General features: G+C 44.7%; 18 protein-coding genes. 1 reads left to right on the top strand and 17 read right to left on the bottom strand.

All coding sequences use genetic code 11. From position 1 onward, the window contains the following. Nucleotides 1-27: 27 nt before the first annotated feature. From BUA14_RS20710 to BUA14_RS20645, 15 genes are all read right to left on the bottom strand, one after another. The gene (locus BUA14_RS20710) at nucleotides 28-420 is read right to left on the bottom strand and encodes an ACT domain-containing protein (RefSeq protein WP_072774339.1); all 393 of its coding nucleotides are present in this window, start codon (nucleotides 418-420) and stop codon (nucleotides 28-30) included. A gap of 111 nt (nucleotides 421-531) precedes the next feature. Beyond that, complete coding sequence (locus tag BUA14_RS20705) at nucleotides 532-1,068, bottom strand: GNAT family N-acetyltransferase (protein ID WP_072774338.1); 537 nt, start codon at nucleotides 1,066-1,068, stop codon at nucleotides 532-534. A 476-nt stretch (nucleotides 1,069-1,544) separates the two neighbouring features. After that, nucleotides 1,545-2,342 carry a hypothetical protein gene (locus BUA14_RS20700; protein ID WP_072774337.1) on the bottom strand — a complete coding sequence of 266 codons (798 nt, stop codon included), beginning with the start codon at nucleotides 2,340-2,342 and terminating at the stop codon, nucleotides 1,545-1,547. 78 nt (nucleotides 2,343-2,420) lie between these two features. Further along, the gene (locus BUA14_RS20695; protein ID WP_072774336.1) at nucleotides 2,421-2,777 is read right to left on the bottom strand and encodes a DUF6033 family protein; all 357 of its coding nucleotides are present in this window, start codon (nucleotides 2,775-2,777) and stop codon (nucleotides 2,421-2,423) included. A 60-nt stretch (nucleotides 2,778-2,837) separates the two neighbouring features. Then, on the bottom strand, nucleotides 2,838-4,289 hold the full coding sequence (locus BUA14_RS20690; RefSeq protein WP_072774335.1) for a sensor histidine kinase: 1,452 nt from the start codon (nucleotides 4,287-4,289) through the stop codon (nucleotides 2,838-2,840). After that, the gene (locus BUA14_RS20685) at nucleotides 4,282-4,995 is read right to left on the bottom strand and encodes a LytR/AlgR family response regulator transcription factor (protein WP_072774334.1); all 714 of its coding nucleotides are present in this window, start codon (nucleotides 4,993-4,995) and stop codon (nucleotides 4,282-4,284) included. Before BUA14_RS20685 ends, BUA14_RS20690 begins: the two co-directional genes overlap by 8 nt. A gap of 460 nt (nucleotides 4,996-5,455) precedes the next feature. After that, nucleotides 5,456-6,658, bottom strand: a complete 1,203-nt coding sequence (locus BUA14_RS20680; protein ID WP_072774333.1) for an MFS transporter — start codon at nucleotides 6,656-6,658, stop codon at nucleotides 5,456-5,458. 352 nt (nucleotides 6,659-7,010) lie between these two features. Then, nucleotides 7,011-7,943 carry an alpha/beta hydrolase gene (locus BUA14_RS20675; protein WP_072774332.1) on the bottom strand — a complete coding sequence of 311 codons (933 nt, stop codon included), beginning with the start codon at nucleotides 7,941-7,943 and terminating at the stop codon, nucleotides 7,011-7,013. Continuing rightward, the gene (locus BUA14_RS27610; protein WP_143153488.1) at nucleotides 7,879-8,322 is read right to left on the bottom strand and encodes a hypothetical protein; all 444 of its coding nucleotides are present in this window, start codon (nucleotides 8,320-8,322) and stop codon (nucleotides 7,879-7,881) included. The genes BUA14_RS20675 and BUA14_RS27610 overlap by 65 nt, the downstream gene beginning before the upstream one ends. Nucleotides 8,323-8,502: 180 nt before the next feature. Further along, nucleotides 8,503-9,201, bottom strand: a complete 699-nt coding sequence (locus BUA14_RS20670) for a C40 family peptidase (protein WP_072774331.1) — start codon at nucleotides 9,199-9,201, stop codon at nucleotides 8,503-8,505. 429 nt (nucleotides 9,202-9,630) lie between these two features. Next, the gene (locus BUA14_RS20665) at nucleotides 9,631-10,539 is read right to left on the bottom strand and encodes an AraC family transcriptional regulator (protein ID WP_072774330.1); all 909 of its coding nucleotides are present in this window, start codon (nucleotides 10,537-10,539) and stop codon (nucleotides 9,631-9,633) included. A 200-nt stretch (nucleotides 10,540-10,739) separates the two neighbouring features. Then, the gene (locus BUA14_RS20660) at nucleotides 10,740-11,675 is read right to left on the bottom strand and encodes a prenyltransferase/squalene oxidase repeat-containing protein (protein WP_072774329.1); all 936 of its coding nucleotides are present in this window, start codon (nucleotides 11,673-11,675) and stop codon (nucleotides 10,740-10,742) included. Between the two features lie 64 nt (nucleotides 11,676-11,739). Then, entirely contained in the window at nucleotides 11,740-12,708 is a 969-nt protein-coding gene (amrS, locus tag BUA14_RS20655; protein WP_282433385.1) for an AmmeMemoRadiSam system radical SAM enzyme, read from the bottom strand. Beyond that, the gene (gene amrA / locus BUA14_RS20650; protein WP_072774327.1) at nucleotides 12,708-13,970 is read right to left on the bottom strand and encodes an AmmeMemoRadiSam system protein A; all 1,263 of its coding nucleotides are present in this window, start codon (nucleotides 13,968-13,970) and stop codon (nucleotides 12,708-12,710) included. Before amrA ends, amrS begins: the two co-directional genes overlap by 1 nt. Before the next feature lie 8 nt (nucleotides 13,971-13,978). Further along, complete coding sequence (locus tag BUA14_RS20645; protein WP_072774326.1) at nucleotides 13,979-14,917, bottom strand: hypothetical protein; 939 nt, start codon at nucleotides 14,915-14,917, stop codon at nucleotides 13,979-13,981. 225 nt (nucleotides 14,918-15,142) lie between these two features. Here BUA14_RS20645 and BUA14_RS20640 point away from each other — a divergent pair, with 225 nt between their 5' ends. After that, nucleotides 15,143-15,322 (top strand): hypothetical protein, encoded by a 180-nt coding sequence (locus tag BUA14_RS20640; protein WP_345788645.1) that lies wholly within the window; start codon nucleotides 15,143-15,145, stop codon nucleotides 15,320-15,322. A gap of 77 nt (nucleotides 15,323-15,399) precedes the next feature. Here BUA14_RS20640 and BUA14_RS27305 read toward each other — a convergent pair whose 3' ends face one another. Both BUA14_RS27305 and BUA14_RS20625 read right to left on the bottom strand, forming a co-directional pair. Further along, on the bottom strand, nucleotides 15,400-16,188 hold the full coding sequence (locus tag BUA14_RS27305; protein ID WP_084078758.1) for an alpha/beta fold hydrolase: 789 nt from the start codon (nucleotides 16,186-16,188) through the stop codon (nucleotides 15,400-15,402). A 21-nt stretch (nucleotides 16,189-16,209) separates the two neighbouring features. After that, a complete protein-coding gene (locus BUA14_RS20625) occupies nucleotides 16,210-16,875 on the bottom strand; it encodes a class I SAM-dependent methyltransferase (RefSeq protein WP_242954708.1) in 666 nt (221 codons plus the stop codon). Between the last annotated feature and the right edge of the window lie 14 nt (nucleotides 16,876-16,889).

Below are 16,889 nucleotides of genomic sequence, written 5' to 3'. Positions count from 1 at the left end.
GCAGTCCTTCCTACGGATCCTCTTTATTTATCCTCCGGCTAGGGTAACCTGATGACCTTCCGCCCTCAAGGCAGCAAGGGCTTTATCCAGCTCTTGCTCCTTGATCAGTAGATAATCGGTGTCATAAGTCGAGATCACAAAGATGCTAATCCCTTGACTGGCCAATAGTCCGCTTAGATAGGAGAGGACGCCAATCAGCGAAAAGTCCAATATCCCTTCAATTCTGAAATAGCGCCAATTCCCCTCGCATTCAACATGTTGAGGAATATGCTTTTGACTGCAGACAATGGACAATTCATCAGCAGTCCTGGTTATAGACAAAAACTTTCCTTCCGCCCACTCTGGTACTTGGGCATTGCTGTCTAAGCGGCAAATCCCTAAAATTTCTTCAAATACTTTAAGATTAAACTGTTTTAACATGTTAAACTCCTGCCTTAAACTATTTTCCGGCTTATCACTTTGTACTAAAGCCAATCTGATGTTTATTTCTTATCTGGTAAAAGCACTTCGTATGAGCCATTAACTCACGTATTAATCGATCCATAACCCCATGCAGCAGAAATCATAAAACTTGCCTGATATTATCAGTTCTCCGGTTATCAACCCTTCCTGAACAAAGCCGAAGCTCTTATAGAGCTTAATCGCCCGCTCATGATCGCTTCTGACCCGAAGGTTAAGTTTTTTAATCGTCTGCCCATCCCTGGCCCAGCGAATTAATTCCTCGATCATTGTCCGGCCGATGCCTTGTCCCCAATAATCCTTTGAGACTGAAACGCCTAGCTCACCGGTATGCTGGGTACGTACCCTGGCCCCATTAGTAAAGTTCAAACAGCCAACCACTTTGCTGTCAGCTAAGGCGAGGATCATGATCTTATTCCCGGTACTGCGGTTTTTTTCGATTAGGGCTTCCTCATCACTTATGGATACACGAAGCTCACCAGGCCCAAAGGTCAGAAAATCGGATTCCCCGCCAATCCTGGCTAAATAATTAACTACTTCCCGAGCATCTTCTTTGACTGCTTCTCTGATTAAAATGAGCTGCCCATTTTTCAGCTGAATTGACTTCATCGGCATCAATCCTCTTCCCTACTCTCTCTTTATAAAGATATTCTTTGCAAATCTGATTTTTTCCTTTACGAGAAACCACCCACTGTTGTATAGGTAAACATGGAAAAGAAAAAAGGAAATCATTGGATTGAGTTGTCACACCGGCAGCCTAGCCTCATATACTATAGTAGAACCACAGGAAACTATATGAAATCACCAGGAAGTGCAGACTGGTGATGGGCGGCGCCTTGGGCGAAAAAGGGTGCAAAATCTGATACGTTTCAGATTTTGCCTTACTCCCGGACCTGGTGAATTCAATATTTACATTATAGTCTAATAGGAACAAAAAGGAGCTTTACGCTTGGCGTAAGCTCTTTTTTGTCACATAACAATGTCAACATTTAAGTTCTGGCCCGTAACGTATTGTGCACATCCTATCCGATGTCAAAAAGGCAGTTATCCTTTTAATTTTCGAAAACCTTAAAATCCTGCTTGAATTACTGCCACCACAGCCTTTTCCTATCCTGCGGTATGATGTAAGCAGCAATCTGGCTATAATCCAATTTAACCGCCTTTTGTTCGAAGGTATTTTCCAAGGCCTCCTTATGGCTTATTTTGCTGCTTATTGGAAAGCTGCCTAAGTATTTTGGAGCGGACTTATGGATAGAGATCTCTTTCCCTCCCTCTTTACAATAAGGCTCTCCTAATCCACCGCTGATGACGACATGCTTTTCAATGTTGCCATTTTCATCAAGCTGCAGACAATAGCTTTTTGACATCTGGTGTAGAGAGGGATTATAGCCATAGGAAGCCGCTAGTGCGTTATCTACCTGATCATAGCTGTTTTTCCAATCAGAAATCTTTTCCCAAATATGCCCCGCATATACCGGATCAGCGTCCATTTTTTGCTGCAAACTGGTTGGAATTAAAATACTGATTGCCCCGAAAGCTATTTGCTTCAGCTCTTTTTGGACACACCAATCTGTTGCCCGTGGCTCTGGTCCTGTAGGTGTCCACGAATTTAGACAATCAGCCTTGGTGTTGTCCTTAAAATAATTCCAAACTGGAAAATTATTTCTATCCCAATTGCTTTTGGATATAGCACACTTTCCGGTTTTTACATAAACCTTCATATTAGGGAAACAGTTGCCCATCTGATGTTCTGTAGCTGTGGAAATAGCTTTTGTTTGGTTACTCAAGATCTCAGAAAAGCTCAGACTCCCTGCTGCTTTTTTTGAATAGCCTTTATTTATAACGTCATTATGCTCTAATAGACTTACCCAGGATATATTCATGTTCTACCCCAACTTTCTAAGGTTCTTCGGGTGATTTCATTCAGCCTCTTTTCTTCTGCCCGCTTTTTGGCTTTAGCTTCATCTTGCTTGTGGGTCAGAAGCCATTTTTTCAAGAATATTAGAGGCTATGATCACATTCCCCGATCCGGTTGTTAAACTTCCGATATGATTTATATTCGCTTTGCTATACTCCATGTTCTGCACTGATATTTTAGTCCCAAACTTAAGTTGTAACAGCGATAGATAGGCATTGACATTCGTCGTGTTGCTTGATAATTCCGTTGCCGAAGCAGTGGATGCTGATATGCAGCCAAATACAGCCTGGGATAATGTATCCTTAAAGCTAACATTAGAAGTATCAGCACGGTTTTTTCTGCTTATATCATTTTGCTGTAAGGTGCAAGCCATTGGTTTGCTTACAGAAGATAACATCATGGGTATTCCTCCCTTGTTTATATGCTCTTGGCTTTTGTTCGTCCCGTTGCTCCTTTCCAATCATCCCTTTAACATGATGGACAATGTAAATTTTTTATCTTCGACAATGCAATCCATATCGCCGGCATATTTCTTCGCGCAGTTTTTGATGTTCCTAAGTCCGATACCATGTATCTCGTTATCCTCCTTTGTTGACACAGGATAACCGCTTTCCTTATCGAGCTGCAGCACATCATCAAAACTGTTTTCTATTTCGATAAAGTACAGATTCTTTTTCCGGAAAGATTTTATGGTGATGTATACTTCTGCGTCCGGCTGCTTCTGGCGCATTTTCAGACACGCCTCAATGGCATTATCCAAGCCGTTATTTAAGATAATTCCTATATCGTAAGCTCCTACCCGGACGGCGTCAGTCAAGATAAAGTCACTTGCCTTCAGCTTGATGTTGTCGATTTCTTTTTCCGCATAGCGGAATTTACTGCCGATTACTGCGTCACTAACCGCATTTCCTGTCCGTACTTTCCTTTCCAATTGTTCCACTGACTGATACATACCCTCAAAATAGTGCCTGACTTCTTCATCCTCTCCGCTATCTGACAGGAATTTCTTTTCCAGCAGGAGTTGTAACACCGCCATGTGATTTTTCATGTCATGCTTGACCGAGCGTATGCCGTCATATAAATGCTCCATTTCCACCATGGAATGCTGCATTTGTGTTATCTGGTTTTCCAAGATTACTTTTTCGGTCCGCTCTTTTTGCAAGCCGATCATGTCCTGATAGAGTTGAAAACTGAATAGGATTGCTCCCAGCAGAACCATAGCAATCATCGGAATGATAAGGTATAGTGCCGGGTACTGATGATAAAGCAATACAGGAGTTCCATCTTCCACTGAAATCAATAATAGGCGTATCAAAACCGCTACCAGTACCCCTGCCACCGCTGGGAGCAGATAAAAGAGCTGCTCTTTTTTCGGTCTGTCCCTTTCCCGGTGGCGATAGCTTTTCACTAGTTTTTGAATAGAAAAGTAAAGCAGGGCCCCCTGTACGATTTCCATAATCAGCATAAACACGATCATGGTAATATCTACTGCTGTAAAAAATCCTCTTTCTGACAGGGTCCCTGTACTCATTCCCTTGGCAAACAGATCAATAAAACAGCCGCTTACGTACAGCAGACTATAGCCTGCAAAAAATGCCAACTCACGTAGCGCCATAAACTGGATCGCCAGAAAGACGTTTAATAGGCTGTTCCCTTGATACCAGCATATACAAAAGACAGCCAGGGCAATTGCCTGAAACAGCAGTTTCTCAATTAAGCTTATGCCATCTGTAGCCTGCAATAACACGCCGCAGCTTATTCTGGTAGCAATCCAAACAATACCAACGAGGGAGTTACTCCATCTCCAGTTTGGCAGCCGCGGTTCTGCAAAGGCACGAAACAGGAGTTGGAGGCAATATCCCTCAAACAGATACAGCATTAGCTTAAAAAGAGCTGCCAACAGATCAGACATAGGGCACATCCCCATTCCGCAAATATCTCATATACTGTTTTACAAAATCCTGATATCTGTCTTTTGCTAAATAGACCTTTTCCCCATTGCTCAATAGAATAGTATCGGTATCGTATTCGGAAACATAAGCCATGTTTACCAAGTAGCCTCGATGGCAGCGATGGAAGCCTGTTCCGACCAATTTTTCCATTTCTGACATCACACCATAAAAAGCAATCGTTTCCTTTTGGGTGTGTGCTAAGATTTTTCTCATATCATTTTCCAGATATAAAATATCGTCCACATTAAGCGTGCTGTTCTTTTCCCTTGTTTTTATGAAAAGCTGCTGCTTTTTTTTAGCCGTGTTTTCCCTGACTGCTTTTACCGCCCTGTCAAGAACCTCTTTCAGCTTTTCTTCATCGACAGGCTTTAATAGATAGTGCAAAGCGGCTACGTCAAAGGCGGCAAAGACATACTCCTTGATTCCGGTTATAAAGATGATGACAGCATTTTTGTTATGCTTGCGGAGTTCTCTGGCAACTTCGATACCGTTCTGTTGTTCCATCTGAATATCCAAAAAGAAGATGTCAAAAGCTTTCTTTGCCGACAACACATCCTTTCCTGATAAAAATTCCTCTATTTCACAGTCCGGCAAGTGCTTTTTTATCATGTCACTGAGCTGTCCGGCAATCACTTTTTCATCATCACATACCGCTATGTTTAACACAGCCGCACCTCTGCTTTCTGTTTACATCTGCTCACTATATATATATCGGCTCTTTTTTAATCTATTTTTACCCGGATGTAACAAAACCCCTTTTGAAATGTAACCAAACTCTTTTTCCCGTTAATCGGCAATCAGGGCAAGTGTAGTGTCACCAGCTGATTCAAAAACAAAATTAAAAAATTGGCATTTTCTGGCTTGAGTTGTCACACCAGCAGCCTCGCCTCATATACTATAGTAGAAACACAGGAAAATATATGAAATCACCAGAAAGTACAGACTGGTGGTGGGCGGCGCCCTGAGCGAAAAAGAATCCAAAATCTTCAACGTTTCAGATTTTGCCTTACTCCCGGACCAGGGGTGTGCTGGATAGAGTACATAAATACTCATAAAGAAAAAGCTGGGGTTCCTCAGAACCCTCAGCTTTTTCCTTCGAAGATTGATGCTTAATTTTATGGCAATTCTAATGAGAACTTGCCTGGGAAGGACCAACCGGCGCTGCCGGTTTTTTCATTGAAAAGAGAACCAAAAAGAAGATCAGAAGAGCCGCAAAGCCGACTATGCCGCTGTAGTATTGGAATCTCAGAGTTGTGATACCCAAGGCTCCCATAACGGCAGCGTAGATATAGCCGGAAAGGAAACCGCCCAGATTCATGCCGGTGACAATAATGGACATGGCCATCGGCGTCTGGCTGGGGTGTACGGAGGCTCCGGCCATCATATTGATGGAGGTCATGGTGAGAGTCAAGCCAATTCCCATCAGCGCTTCACCGATAATAAAGAGGGGCACACTCTGGCTGAAGGCAAAGAGGACTTGGGATAAGACGAAAAAGAACAGGCCGAAACTGAGAGTCTGCCGGCCAAATTTTTTAAAGGTTTTGCCAAAAACTATTCCTGCCAGCATACCGCCTATGGTCATGAACATTAAGACGATCCCGGCCACTGCGGAATTGGCTCCGATAGTTTGAAGAACAGAAGACATATTGGTCAGAGATGGGTAGTAGAGGATAGTGGCGACTCCAAAGGCAATTCCCCAGCCAAAGATCGAAACAGGCATTTTTAGTTTTTGGGCCGGGGCATCTGCCGTACCTGCAGGAAGTTCATGCTTTTTAGGTTCAGGCAGGAAGAAAAGCGTGAGCAAAAATGTGATTAAACCAAAACCGTGGGCCAGGAAGCTGTAATTCCATTGAACTGAAGCAAAAACGCCACCCAGCAATTGCAGGACGATCCCGCCGATATTCATGACCACTCCGTTGATTCCCATAATGTTGGCCTGCTTATCCGGTGGGATCAGGTTGAAAATCAAAGCGGTATTAAGAGGCATGATCAGACCGAGCCCTAAGCCAAAGAAGGCTCTGGATACCAGGATTAGGGTAAAATCATTTATGAAATAGGGAATTATACCGCCAATGGTAAACATCAGGGCTGCAAAGAGCACTAAAGTTCTGTACTTAACCGATTTACCGGCAATGCTGCCGCCGATAATAGCTACCGGAATTGAAACAAGGGAAGGAATTGTGGAAACTAATAATAAAGTGCTGAAACCAATCTGGGGAAAGGCTGCTCCAATCGCAGCTATGGCAGGTGTAATCGTCCCTACGCCCATCGCGATAAACGCAAATGAAAAAATGGCCAATAATACTAGGGATTGTTTCTTCTCGCTCATACTTACCAACCTTTCCGTAATCTAGTGGATTCCACTCCAGAGCTTATTGTTCCTTAGCAATAATTCAAACGCCCCTGTTTCTCTACCCTCCTTTCATATATCCATATCCTTGTGAACTTGAATATATGTCTATACAAATTATATATCTTTATCTTCATAATAGTATGAATATTGCTGCTGTCAAGAGAAATTTTCCTCTTATTTGTAGAAATAAATTTTCCAATGGTCGTGATGAAGCTTAAACGGCATGAAATCAATACTTTCTCCAGTACTTCCCTCACTGAAATGAATGACAGCAAAAAGCCATGACTTGGAGCAATCCATCTCCAAATCATGGCTCATATTCTATGGGTTATTGTCTATTATGACTGACTGCTTGAACTATTTCTTTCACTATTGCTTCAGGGTTATTAAAATGCATGCTATGACTCGTACCCTGAATGACTTCCCTTCGGCTGTTTCCCGACCAAATGAGCAGCTTCTTTTGAGTCTTATCCCATCCAGTTACTCCCTTGATGCTTTTTTCCGAAGATAAGAGCACAAGGGGTATATCCCCGATGGGACCATATGATTCAACAATGGCTGCGTTTCGCTTCAGCTGTTTTAGCTCCTGAATACTATTGTCATTAAACCAATTGCTATAAAACTTTGCCTTAGCTTTATTTCTCATGTCTTTAGGAAAGTAGGCCATTGTGCTAATGCCTAAAATAGTCGCTGCATTTCCGAAAAGCCTGATCAACCCGAGTCTTGTGACAAGCCTTGTCCCATAAATAACCGCTTTAAAAGCAGCGGAAAACTTAACCGTACGGTAATATTCGGGGCTGCCGCCGTCAACTAACACCACACCGGCGACCAAGCCCGGATAGGTTTGGGCAAAATGAAGAATCTCCAATGATCCCATGGAATGCCCCACTAAAACATAGGGTGGCGTTTCACCGCTTTTTTCGAGGAGCAGATAAAGCTCCTTAGTCATTTGTTCGACAGTTCTGGACGTGTTTGTTTTTTCGCTCCACCCATAGCCTGGTCTTTCATAAACCACTGCTCTGGTATAGTGGGAAAGGCCTTCTAAAACTCTGTAATAATCGACTACAGCCGATGGCGAACCCAGGCCTACTGTCATCACAACGGTCGGGCTCCCCTGCCCTTTGGCATAGATATGCATTTTATGGCCTTCAACCTCGATCATTTGACCAACAGGCTGATATTTTTTAACCTCATACTTAACCGAAACCAGCTGGTAGACAAAGCCTGCCAATAGCAAACCAAGCACTGTTACAATAGTCATCGTAATCCTCCTTTTTACACTCAGCAATAACGCGATGTTCCGTTATCACTTTGAGGAAAGGAAGATCACTGGAATTTTGTCTGCCGATTAAAGCCTGAACTTCAAGTAAAAATACCAATACCAGCCAGGATATTTGGGAAGACACCTGATAATGATTAGAAACACGAAATAAGTTGTTGACCAAAGTCCTCTGCCGAACCCGGGGTTCGACAGGCAATAAGGTGAACAGCTCTAAATGGGAAAGAGAGCAAAGCAATAATCTTATTTCCGCAGCATAGGCATGGCCAGCCAAGAAGGAAAAAGAGTTTAATACTCCGTACCTCCATGATACAAATGCGAGTAAGATGAACAGGAACATAGAGATTCCAAGAGCGGCCACTTCGTTTTCCTCCCCAGAACAGATCGCTTAACATAGATCACTTAACCATAGTAATTCCGGATTTTCTCAGCTATTCCTCCAACTTGTCAAGATAATTTCAATATATTTAAAGCAAAGAAAAGGACTGCACTGAGCAGTCCCTTTACTGGGTTGGTTCCAATATGTTAGTTTTAGCTGAATTTAATAGACTCTTTTGGCTCCTACATAAGCATTTTTCCAATAGGGTGTAAAGCCATAAGTAATGACACCTTTACCAGATGTTGCACTGATAAATTGTCCGTCTCCCATATAGATCCCCACATGGCTTACCACACTGCCTGAATTGAAATTAAAGAATACCAAATCCCCTGGTATTAGGGAGTTAAAGCTTACAGAGGTTCCTGTTTGGTATTGCTGATTGCTGGTGCGTGGAAGAGTAATCCCATTTTTCTCAAACACATATTGAGTAAATCCGGAACAATCAAAACCTGAGGGTGTCGTTCCTCCCCAGAGGTAAGGAACACCTGTGTAACTCTTGGCCGTGGACAAAATGGCTTGAGTTTTTTGGGAAGGATTCGTTGTACTCTTAGACGCCAATGCTGTAGTCTTGGAGCCCAGCGCTTTGGTCAAGGCCTGTTGGGTCTGAGGACCGACGATTCCGTCCACTTGGATGCGGGAAGCCGTTTGAAATTTTTGCACCGCTGTTTTTGTCTTGGCACCAAAAATTCCGTCAATAGGACCGACCTCATAGCCGAGAGTTTGCAAGTTTGATTGCAATGTCACTACAGCTGAACCTTTTGAGCCAACTTTAAGCAATGGGGTAGCGGCATGAGTCGTTTGAGTGCTTACCAGAATCATCACAAGCATGACGCTGAGCAGAAACACAATTTTCTTCTTCAAAAAAAATACTCCTCTCCTCGTTGATTAAGGTAGCCTGTCCTTAAGTATAGGGAGGGACGACTTAAAGGTAAATGCAAAGTTGTTTCATATTTTGGATAGATTTTCTTCAATTAGTGGCGGTTTCCAATCCTTTCAAGCGCTTTTAACCAACAAAAAACACAATTGTATCCGTATAAAGAAAACCCGGCTTCGCCGAGCCTTATATTGTCACACCCCATAAAAGGCAAAGCCGTTGGTTGCACTTATACTGGAGGAAAGTAGGCAAGGTCGTTATACTTTCTGACAGTGCAAAAAAAGCGGGTTTTACGATGTGCAATACACCGCAAACCCGCATAACTCTGGATTTTCCTCCTGTTTCCTCCCTGATAAATTGGAAGTTGTAGCTTCACATTCCTGTAATAAGGTACTTAAAATATTAATTACCTGTTATCAGCACTTTTCTGATGCCGGCATCCACAATTCCATGTAACTACCTTCAGGTGAATTGTCGTAGTAGATTTCAGGAGAATAAGCATCCATAGTCAATCCGTGTTTTTCAAGCCAAAGCCCACTATATTTTACAGCTTTATTGAGAGCTACGGTTACAAGCTGGTCAAAATTTTCTGCTTCAAATCCGCAAACAATATATTCTCTGGCAGGAAGCTCCCATTTGACAAAACGGGTATCTTCTGTTCCCGGTGCTACCTCCGCACCGGCAAAGTAAGTGAAATAACCTTCAGGTACATCGCCAAGATAAGCAACTCCCAGCTCGCGTCCTCCCCTTATCCGGGGAATAAGCTGTTTTTCTTGGTGGAATTTTCTCCAGACTTCACCAGGCATATCTACGCCTGTAGCTTCGCCAAGGGGCATTTGTCCCTCAATAGGAATGATCCCTGTCACTCCCACAAAGAGAATTGGTTGCAGGATTGTTTTACGATTAAACTCCAACACAAGTCCATCACTGATAAACGGGATACCTTCGTCAATCATTGTGTAGTTCAACAATAAATCAGGCTTATCAAATTGATTGAGCATTACCGGTTGTCTGCGATATTCTTCCGGCGTCATTTTATAGGCTTCTTTGAATGCCCTTGTAAATGTTTCGTGGTTTCCAAAGCCGCAATCCAGGGCAATATCTAAAATACGGTGTTGTTTATCAGCAAGCAGCTTACAGGCGCAAGCTAATCGGCGCAGTTTAATGTATTCTCGGACTGGTTTTTTAACGAGACGAGAGAACAACCTTTGATAATAAAAAAGAGATAACGCTGATTCTTTGGCAAGTTGTTCAATATCAATTTCTTCACTGATATTTATTTCAATAAAATTCAATGTTCTTTGTACGGCTTCCCATGCGTGCATGATATGCACCTCCTTTAATAGATAGCATATCACTACTAGGATTTGGCCGCTTGACCAGCTCTGCTCTTATTTTAAAAATTACTACAGTATTCTCATTATCCCAATAATGAAGCTTGTACTACTAAGTGGCAATACAAATTCCAATTTGCCGGTCACAGTATAAGCATAATGGGCAGATGACGAACAAGGATCCACCCCATTTATTCGTATCTGAAATCCGTCTCAATGACCTCTTGGTAAGCTTTATTATCATAATTCCTGAGGATAAGCAACCCTCTGTAAGTATTAAACCTTCCTTTGGGGCCTGATTCAAGGGGGAAATGAACTCTGCCCGGATAAGTCTTTCCTCTGTTTATGTAACCCTTTTTTAAAGCGGTTTTCACCAAGTCCAAGGCTTCCTGCATTCTGTCGTCATAGGGATAGTCAACATGGGCGAAATACTCCAGCGCCCTGAAACAATCATACTTCCAGCGGCAGGGGTAATGAAAGCAAATCATATCCGGATGGATCGCTTCACTGGTTTGGCGCGATTTGAATAATTCCCGGTTTAATAAATACTCCTGCCCCCCAGTCACCTGTTGTTCTATTTCATTCAATCGGTAGTTATAGCCATAGTGTTTGTAATCAGCAAGTGCTTCCAAAACTGAAATAGTCGTATGCACAGACCCAACTGTCGAAGAATTATGAACGGAATCCCAAGCGCAATTCCAGCCGCCATCGTCCATTTGATGGGCCAAAATGTAATCAACAATTTCGTTTATCCTGACAGCACTGATTTTTCCATAGCAAACAAGACTTAACAGCATTGCGGACATACACATATCCTGATATCTGGTTTTGGAAATCCTGCCGTGGTTAGTCCAAAGACCGTTCAGCACTTTTTTCGTGGCATCCTGATAGGAGGCATTATCAGGATGAACCTCCATATACTTCAGCTCCAGCAATGTATAGGTACTTGATATCCATTTGTTGGAATAGATACTGCCGCCCCATTCTTGATGAACAGCATCATATAAATCCAAATACCTGGCAATATAACCTTCATTGTGATGGTTAAAGGGACGATCCAGCAAATACTTGTTGGTTAAATGCTGAATAACCACATCACCCTCTAATAACCATTCAATTATTCCCACATATACCCTTCCTCACTATTGGCAATTCCTATTACTACGCATTATATCAATGATTTTCCGTTACCTATAGCCCTACACCAAAGATACCCCTGCCGCATGCAGGACACTTCCCATTATGGAGAAGGTTTCGGATTTGATAGTTCTCCCGCAGAATCACCTTCTGTCCGCATTGGGGACAGAAGGTGGTCTCTCCCCCAGTGAGATTGCCCAGATAGACATACTCCACTTCTTCTTTGGCCAGTTCCCAAAGCTTCCTGAGTTTCTGAGGATCCGTGGGCGGGGTGTTGAGTTGATAGGCCGGGAAAAAGCGGCTCAAATGCCAGGCCAGAGGAGTATCGAGCTGGCGCAGCCAGCGCCCTAATTTCCGAATCTCCTGGGGATCATCATTGGCATCAGGGATAACTAAGGTTGTGATCTCCAGATGAACGCGGCCGGCCAGGCGCTCCACCGTGTCCAGAACCCAGGACAGCCTGCCGCTGCAGAACTTTTGGTAGAATCCTTCTGTAAAGGCCTTAATGTCGATATTGACAGCATCAAGGAAAGGAATCAGCTCTTCGATATACCGGGGAGAGATGGTGCCGTTGCTGACCAGAACCACCTTGCCGCCGTTCTGCCGGACCAGGGGGGCTGTGTCCCGGATCATTTCAAACCACGTGGCAGGTTCTGAATAGGTAAAGCATAACCCCAGAGAGCCCCGGGCTTGCTTGGCCAACTCCTCCGGTGTAACCCGCAGCCCCCTTTGCCGGGATTGCGAGATTTCATAGTTTTGACAGAAGGTACAATTAAGGTTGCAGCCGAAGCCGCCAACGGAGAAAATCCAGCTTCCCGGATAAAAATGAAACAAAGGTTTCTTCTCGATGGGATCAAGATGCCAGGATGCTGCTTCCCCGTAATTAAGGGGTTCTACACCATTCCCCTGATTCCCCCGCACATGGCAACGCCCGGTTTGCCCTGAACGAAGCCGGCAATGCTGAGGGCAAAGCAGGCAGCTTGCAGTTTTTTCTTCCATGGACCACCGATACCTCCGGATAATTATTCAAAATAGCGGACTACCTCAAACCGCCACATTTCCACAGGTTCATTGACCCCTAATCCCGCCTTATGTTTGGCTATGGTCACTTGCTCCTGAGCTGTGTTGACCCCTTCCAAATGGGGGAGCAGCAGTCCTGTTCTTCCCCGGCTGCGCACAACCACGCCATAACGCCAGGGATCAAGTTCCTCCATGCCGCTGATTTTTTCCATATCCCCCAAGACATCCACTGTAATCGTCAGAGCGGGCAATTCCTCCTCTTCCACCGGCCAAAAGCGGGGATCGTCTTTGCCGGCGGCAAGGGCGTTATGCTGGATTTCCTGAGCAAGATTTTCCCGGTAAGGGGCAGTGGTGCCAATACAGCCGCGCAGCTCCCCCTCTTTATGGAGAGTTACAAAACAGGGACGCCGCAGCTTCAGCAAGGGATCATCAGGAGGGGTGAGCCCTTGAGTCGTGCCTGTTTTCAGATAGGTTTCAAGGCAGTGTCTGGCCCATTGGGGTAAAGGAGAGGATTGATAGAGTTCAGCGACGAGATAGCCGACGCCAAAGGTTCCTTCATAGGAAAGGACCCTGGGCATTCCTTGCTGCACAGCCAAGGCCAGGCGCAGACTCCGCCAGCCGCACTCCCCCGCTTCCTCGGCCAGGTTCCTGGGAATCTCTTTAAGGGCAGAGGGAGCTCTGGATAATCCTTCAAAAATTTGCCGGTCAAATTCCGGCCCTGAGGGATGAAGGCCATAGGGACCATCTTCTTTTAAGCGATGAGAGAGATCGCCGCTGGCCACCAAGGCGATGGGCTCAGAATAGTCTTGGAGAACGCTGCGGATGATGTTGCCATAGTCTTCAGGGTCCGCCAGGGGCATACTCATAACCACCAGCTTGCCCTCCCAGCCTGCTTCCCGCAGAAAATACAGGGGGACCAGGGTGCCATGATCCAGCTTTCCTGAATAGAGCACCCCTCCGGGCAGTTCTTTGGCTAATCTTCCGGCCAGCGGCTGATGATTGGCAAATCCCAGCCGGACCTGGGGCACCCCAAACCGGGCAAAATCCCCCTTGAGGATCTCATCCTGAAGAAGGGCCACTCCCTCCCGCAAAAGCGGGGCATGAGGGGAAATAAGGAGAACGGTATCGATCCGGGCTGCCGCTAAATTCACGGCCAGATCCCGGTAGGCGGCCAGAGTAGCTGAGCATTTCCCTTCCTCCCCCCGTCCAATCTCGGGCACCAGGATGGGCGGATGAGGGACAAAGATTGAATACACCAAAGGCATAAGATCACCTATCCTTTTACAATAAGCTCACTTAGTTCAGCATCGAGCCGCTGGAGGCGTTTGCTCTCCTGAGTTTTTAGTTCATGGAGCTTGGCCATAATGCTTTGCACCTGGTTTTTGACGTTCTCGACACTGGCTTGAGATTCATTGATCCTAGTTTGCATAAACCAGTCGGCAATGATGCCATCAAAGAAAAAGTCGGCAAATTTAATGAACCCTTCTGTTTTCAGACTTAGCTCTGTGCCAATGCGGATATCTGTCAGCTCTGTTTTAAACTGACGCAAAAGGCTTTGGGTCTTTTCAATGTCTGCTTGGGCTGAATTGATATGGGAGTGCTTGGCCAGGCCGGAGATCACTCCGCCGCCCAGCAGGTCCCAGGTTCCCCACCCTTCGGCGCTGGAAAGATTGCGGAGAGCCTGGTTAAGACTATCCAGAACTTGATCTCCCACTTCGATGGCTTCATCGATTTCCTTAAGATTGATCCGCCGGCGATTCTTCTCGTCGCTAAGGGCCAGAATTTCCTGAGCCATTGTTCCCTGCTCTTCCAGGAGTATTTTGCGCTTTTGAGCATAGAGTTCCTGATACTCCAAGGGGCAGTCGACATAGTTCAACCGCTCGGAAGTGAGCTTGGCTATGCCTAAACCAATCTCCTCCCTATCTTTTAAAGTTTGCTCATATTTGAGCCTGGCGGCAAGGGCTTCACTCCGCTCCTTCTCGATCCGTTCCTCTAAATTCCCCATCACGGCATGGAAAAAAGCGGCCAGGCCTTTGTTTTCCAGCTTTTCGACATCCATTGTCTCCTGCTCCAGAATTCTTTTCAGTTCTTGTTTATGGTTTTCGAGCTCTTGGAGTTCCCCTTCCAGTTCCTTAAGCATAGCATCAATTTTATGCAGACGGGCTGAACCTTGCTGGGCTTGAGCCAGCCTTGCGTTGAGATCCTGATTCATTATTCCACTCTCCAGTCTTTTTAAAGGTCATATTGAAAGCTTCTGCTTTCTTCATTCAACATATCCCCGGAACCTCCTCCCTTCTCAAACTATTTTTTATTAGATAGACGGAAAACGCCTTATAAGCCTATGCAAACGGTTCACCCCAGATTTTCTAATTTCATTTACAAAGTAGATTATGGTTATTTAGATAACACCGCCTCAATGGATGGTGGAGGTATTGATGTGTGGGTAGGTACAGACAAAAGAAAGCAAATTGATGCAATTATGTGCATTGTTGACCTAATGAAACGTGATTCGGAGATAAAAATTTTAATTGGCTGTACAGAGGATGAAAAAGAAATCGTTTATCAGACACATAATGAAAGCGAATATATGAAAGGGATTCTCATACGTAGGTTGTGAACAGAATGGGGGCTGTCTCGCGACAGCCCCCGTTTATTTATAGGATAACTCACTCTCTCAAACTTCTGCCGAATAGTTCAGCTATATTTAGCAATAATCCGGCTCATCATATCCATCATGAGAGCTTCTGACAGATGACCTCCTGTGTCATGAGCAATCATTTCGGCATTTTTGAGATAGTCCATTGTTTTTTCAGCTGTCGCAAACGGAACCTCCTGGTCGTCGCGGCAATGGAACAGCAAGACCGGCTGACTGACATCCTCGATGTTAAAGCCCCAATCCATAAATTCCAGCTTTCCGCAAGCAGCCATGCCCAGGCAGCCGCCGACCAGAGAATCTCTTATGTAGGGTATCTTCTTGTGTTCTTCAGTCAACTGCGAGAGGTAGGTTTCTTGAAGCTGGGCGGCTATTTCCTCTAATGAACCTTTTTGGTAGATAGCAATCACTTTTTCTATTCCGTCAGGATACAGCGCTAATATCTCCGGCTTATAGATTGCTCCCAGCCCTTTGTTGATAAATATATTCTTCACTCTATCAGGGAAGGCCGCCGCAAGGGCATAAGCATAGGGCGCTCCGGCGGAAATGCCGATGACATCGAATGTATCAATTTTCAAATGTTCTAAAAGCGGATCGATTATTTCTGGCCACCGAGCAATATTTTCCATAAGGAAAAAGTCTGATTTGCCATAGCCTGGGCGGGCAATAAGGATATACCGGACAGGCAGCTCCTTTAGTAATTCGTCTAAGCCATCAGCAAACACGCTGCCGGCTAATCCATGACAGCCAATAATGGGATAGCCGTCTTCTTGCCCGTATACCTTATATTCTATTTTTCTGCCGTCTGAAAGTACAAACACTTCGCTCATTAAACCACTCCTATCGTAAGCTTATTTTAGACACTTAAAGTACACCATCGCCGCATCATTGCAGACATTTATGGACGAATAATAATGCGACAGCTCCGAACGAAATTCTTCCAAAGTATAAAAAGGCGGTGTAAACCAGCCTTTTCGGGCTAACACCTGTTTTACGATTAAGTCGGTGCGCCTGCTTTCACCCTTTATATAAAAACATCCGCAGAACATACCGCCGTTTTTTAGAACACGCGATGTTTCTTTGAACGCTTTATCCTTGTTTGGGAAGGCGTGGAAGCCGTTCATGGATAAAACGGCATCGAAAGAGGCGTTTTCAAAAGGAAGACATTCCACATTTCCTTGCAGGCAGGTCACATTGTCAATACCCATCCTCAAAAAACGCTCCTGCGCCTGCTGCAGCATATCCTGCGAATAATCCAGACAGGTAATGTGGGCGTTCTTCATCCGTCCGTACTTTTCGGTGGTAAACACAGCCGTTCCAACCGGAACGTCAAGGAGGCTGCCTTCAAAATTATCAGGCAGCGTATCCAACACCTGACGGGCGATTTCAACATCATTGACACCGCTCCAAAAGAAACGGATATACAGTCTTGACCACCACTTTGACTGCGTTAATGTATCATCATAGATGTTCTTTGACGCTTTATATGCCTTGTTTGATTTTTCCAAACGATTCAAATGACCACCCCGCT

It is taken from the genome of Desulfitobacterium chlororespirans DSM 11544 (genome assembly GCF_900143285.1).
GTDB lineage: Bacteria > Bacillota > Desulfitobacteriia > Desulfitobacteriales > Desulfitobacteriaceae > Desulfitobacterium > Desulfitobacterium chlororespirans.
The sequence above is the reverse complement of the archived record's forward strand: the minus strand, read 5'-3'. Positions and strand labels throughout refer to the sequence as shown.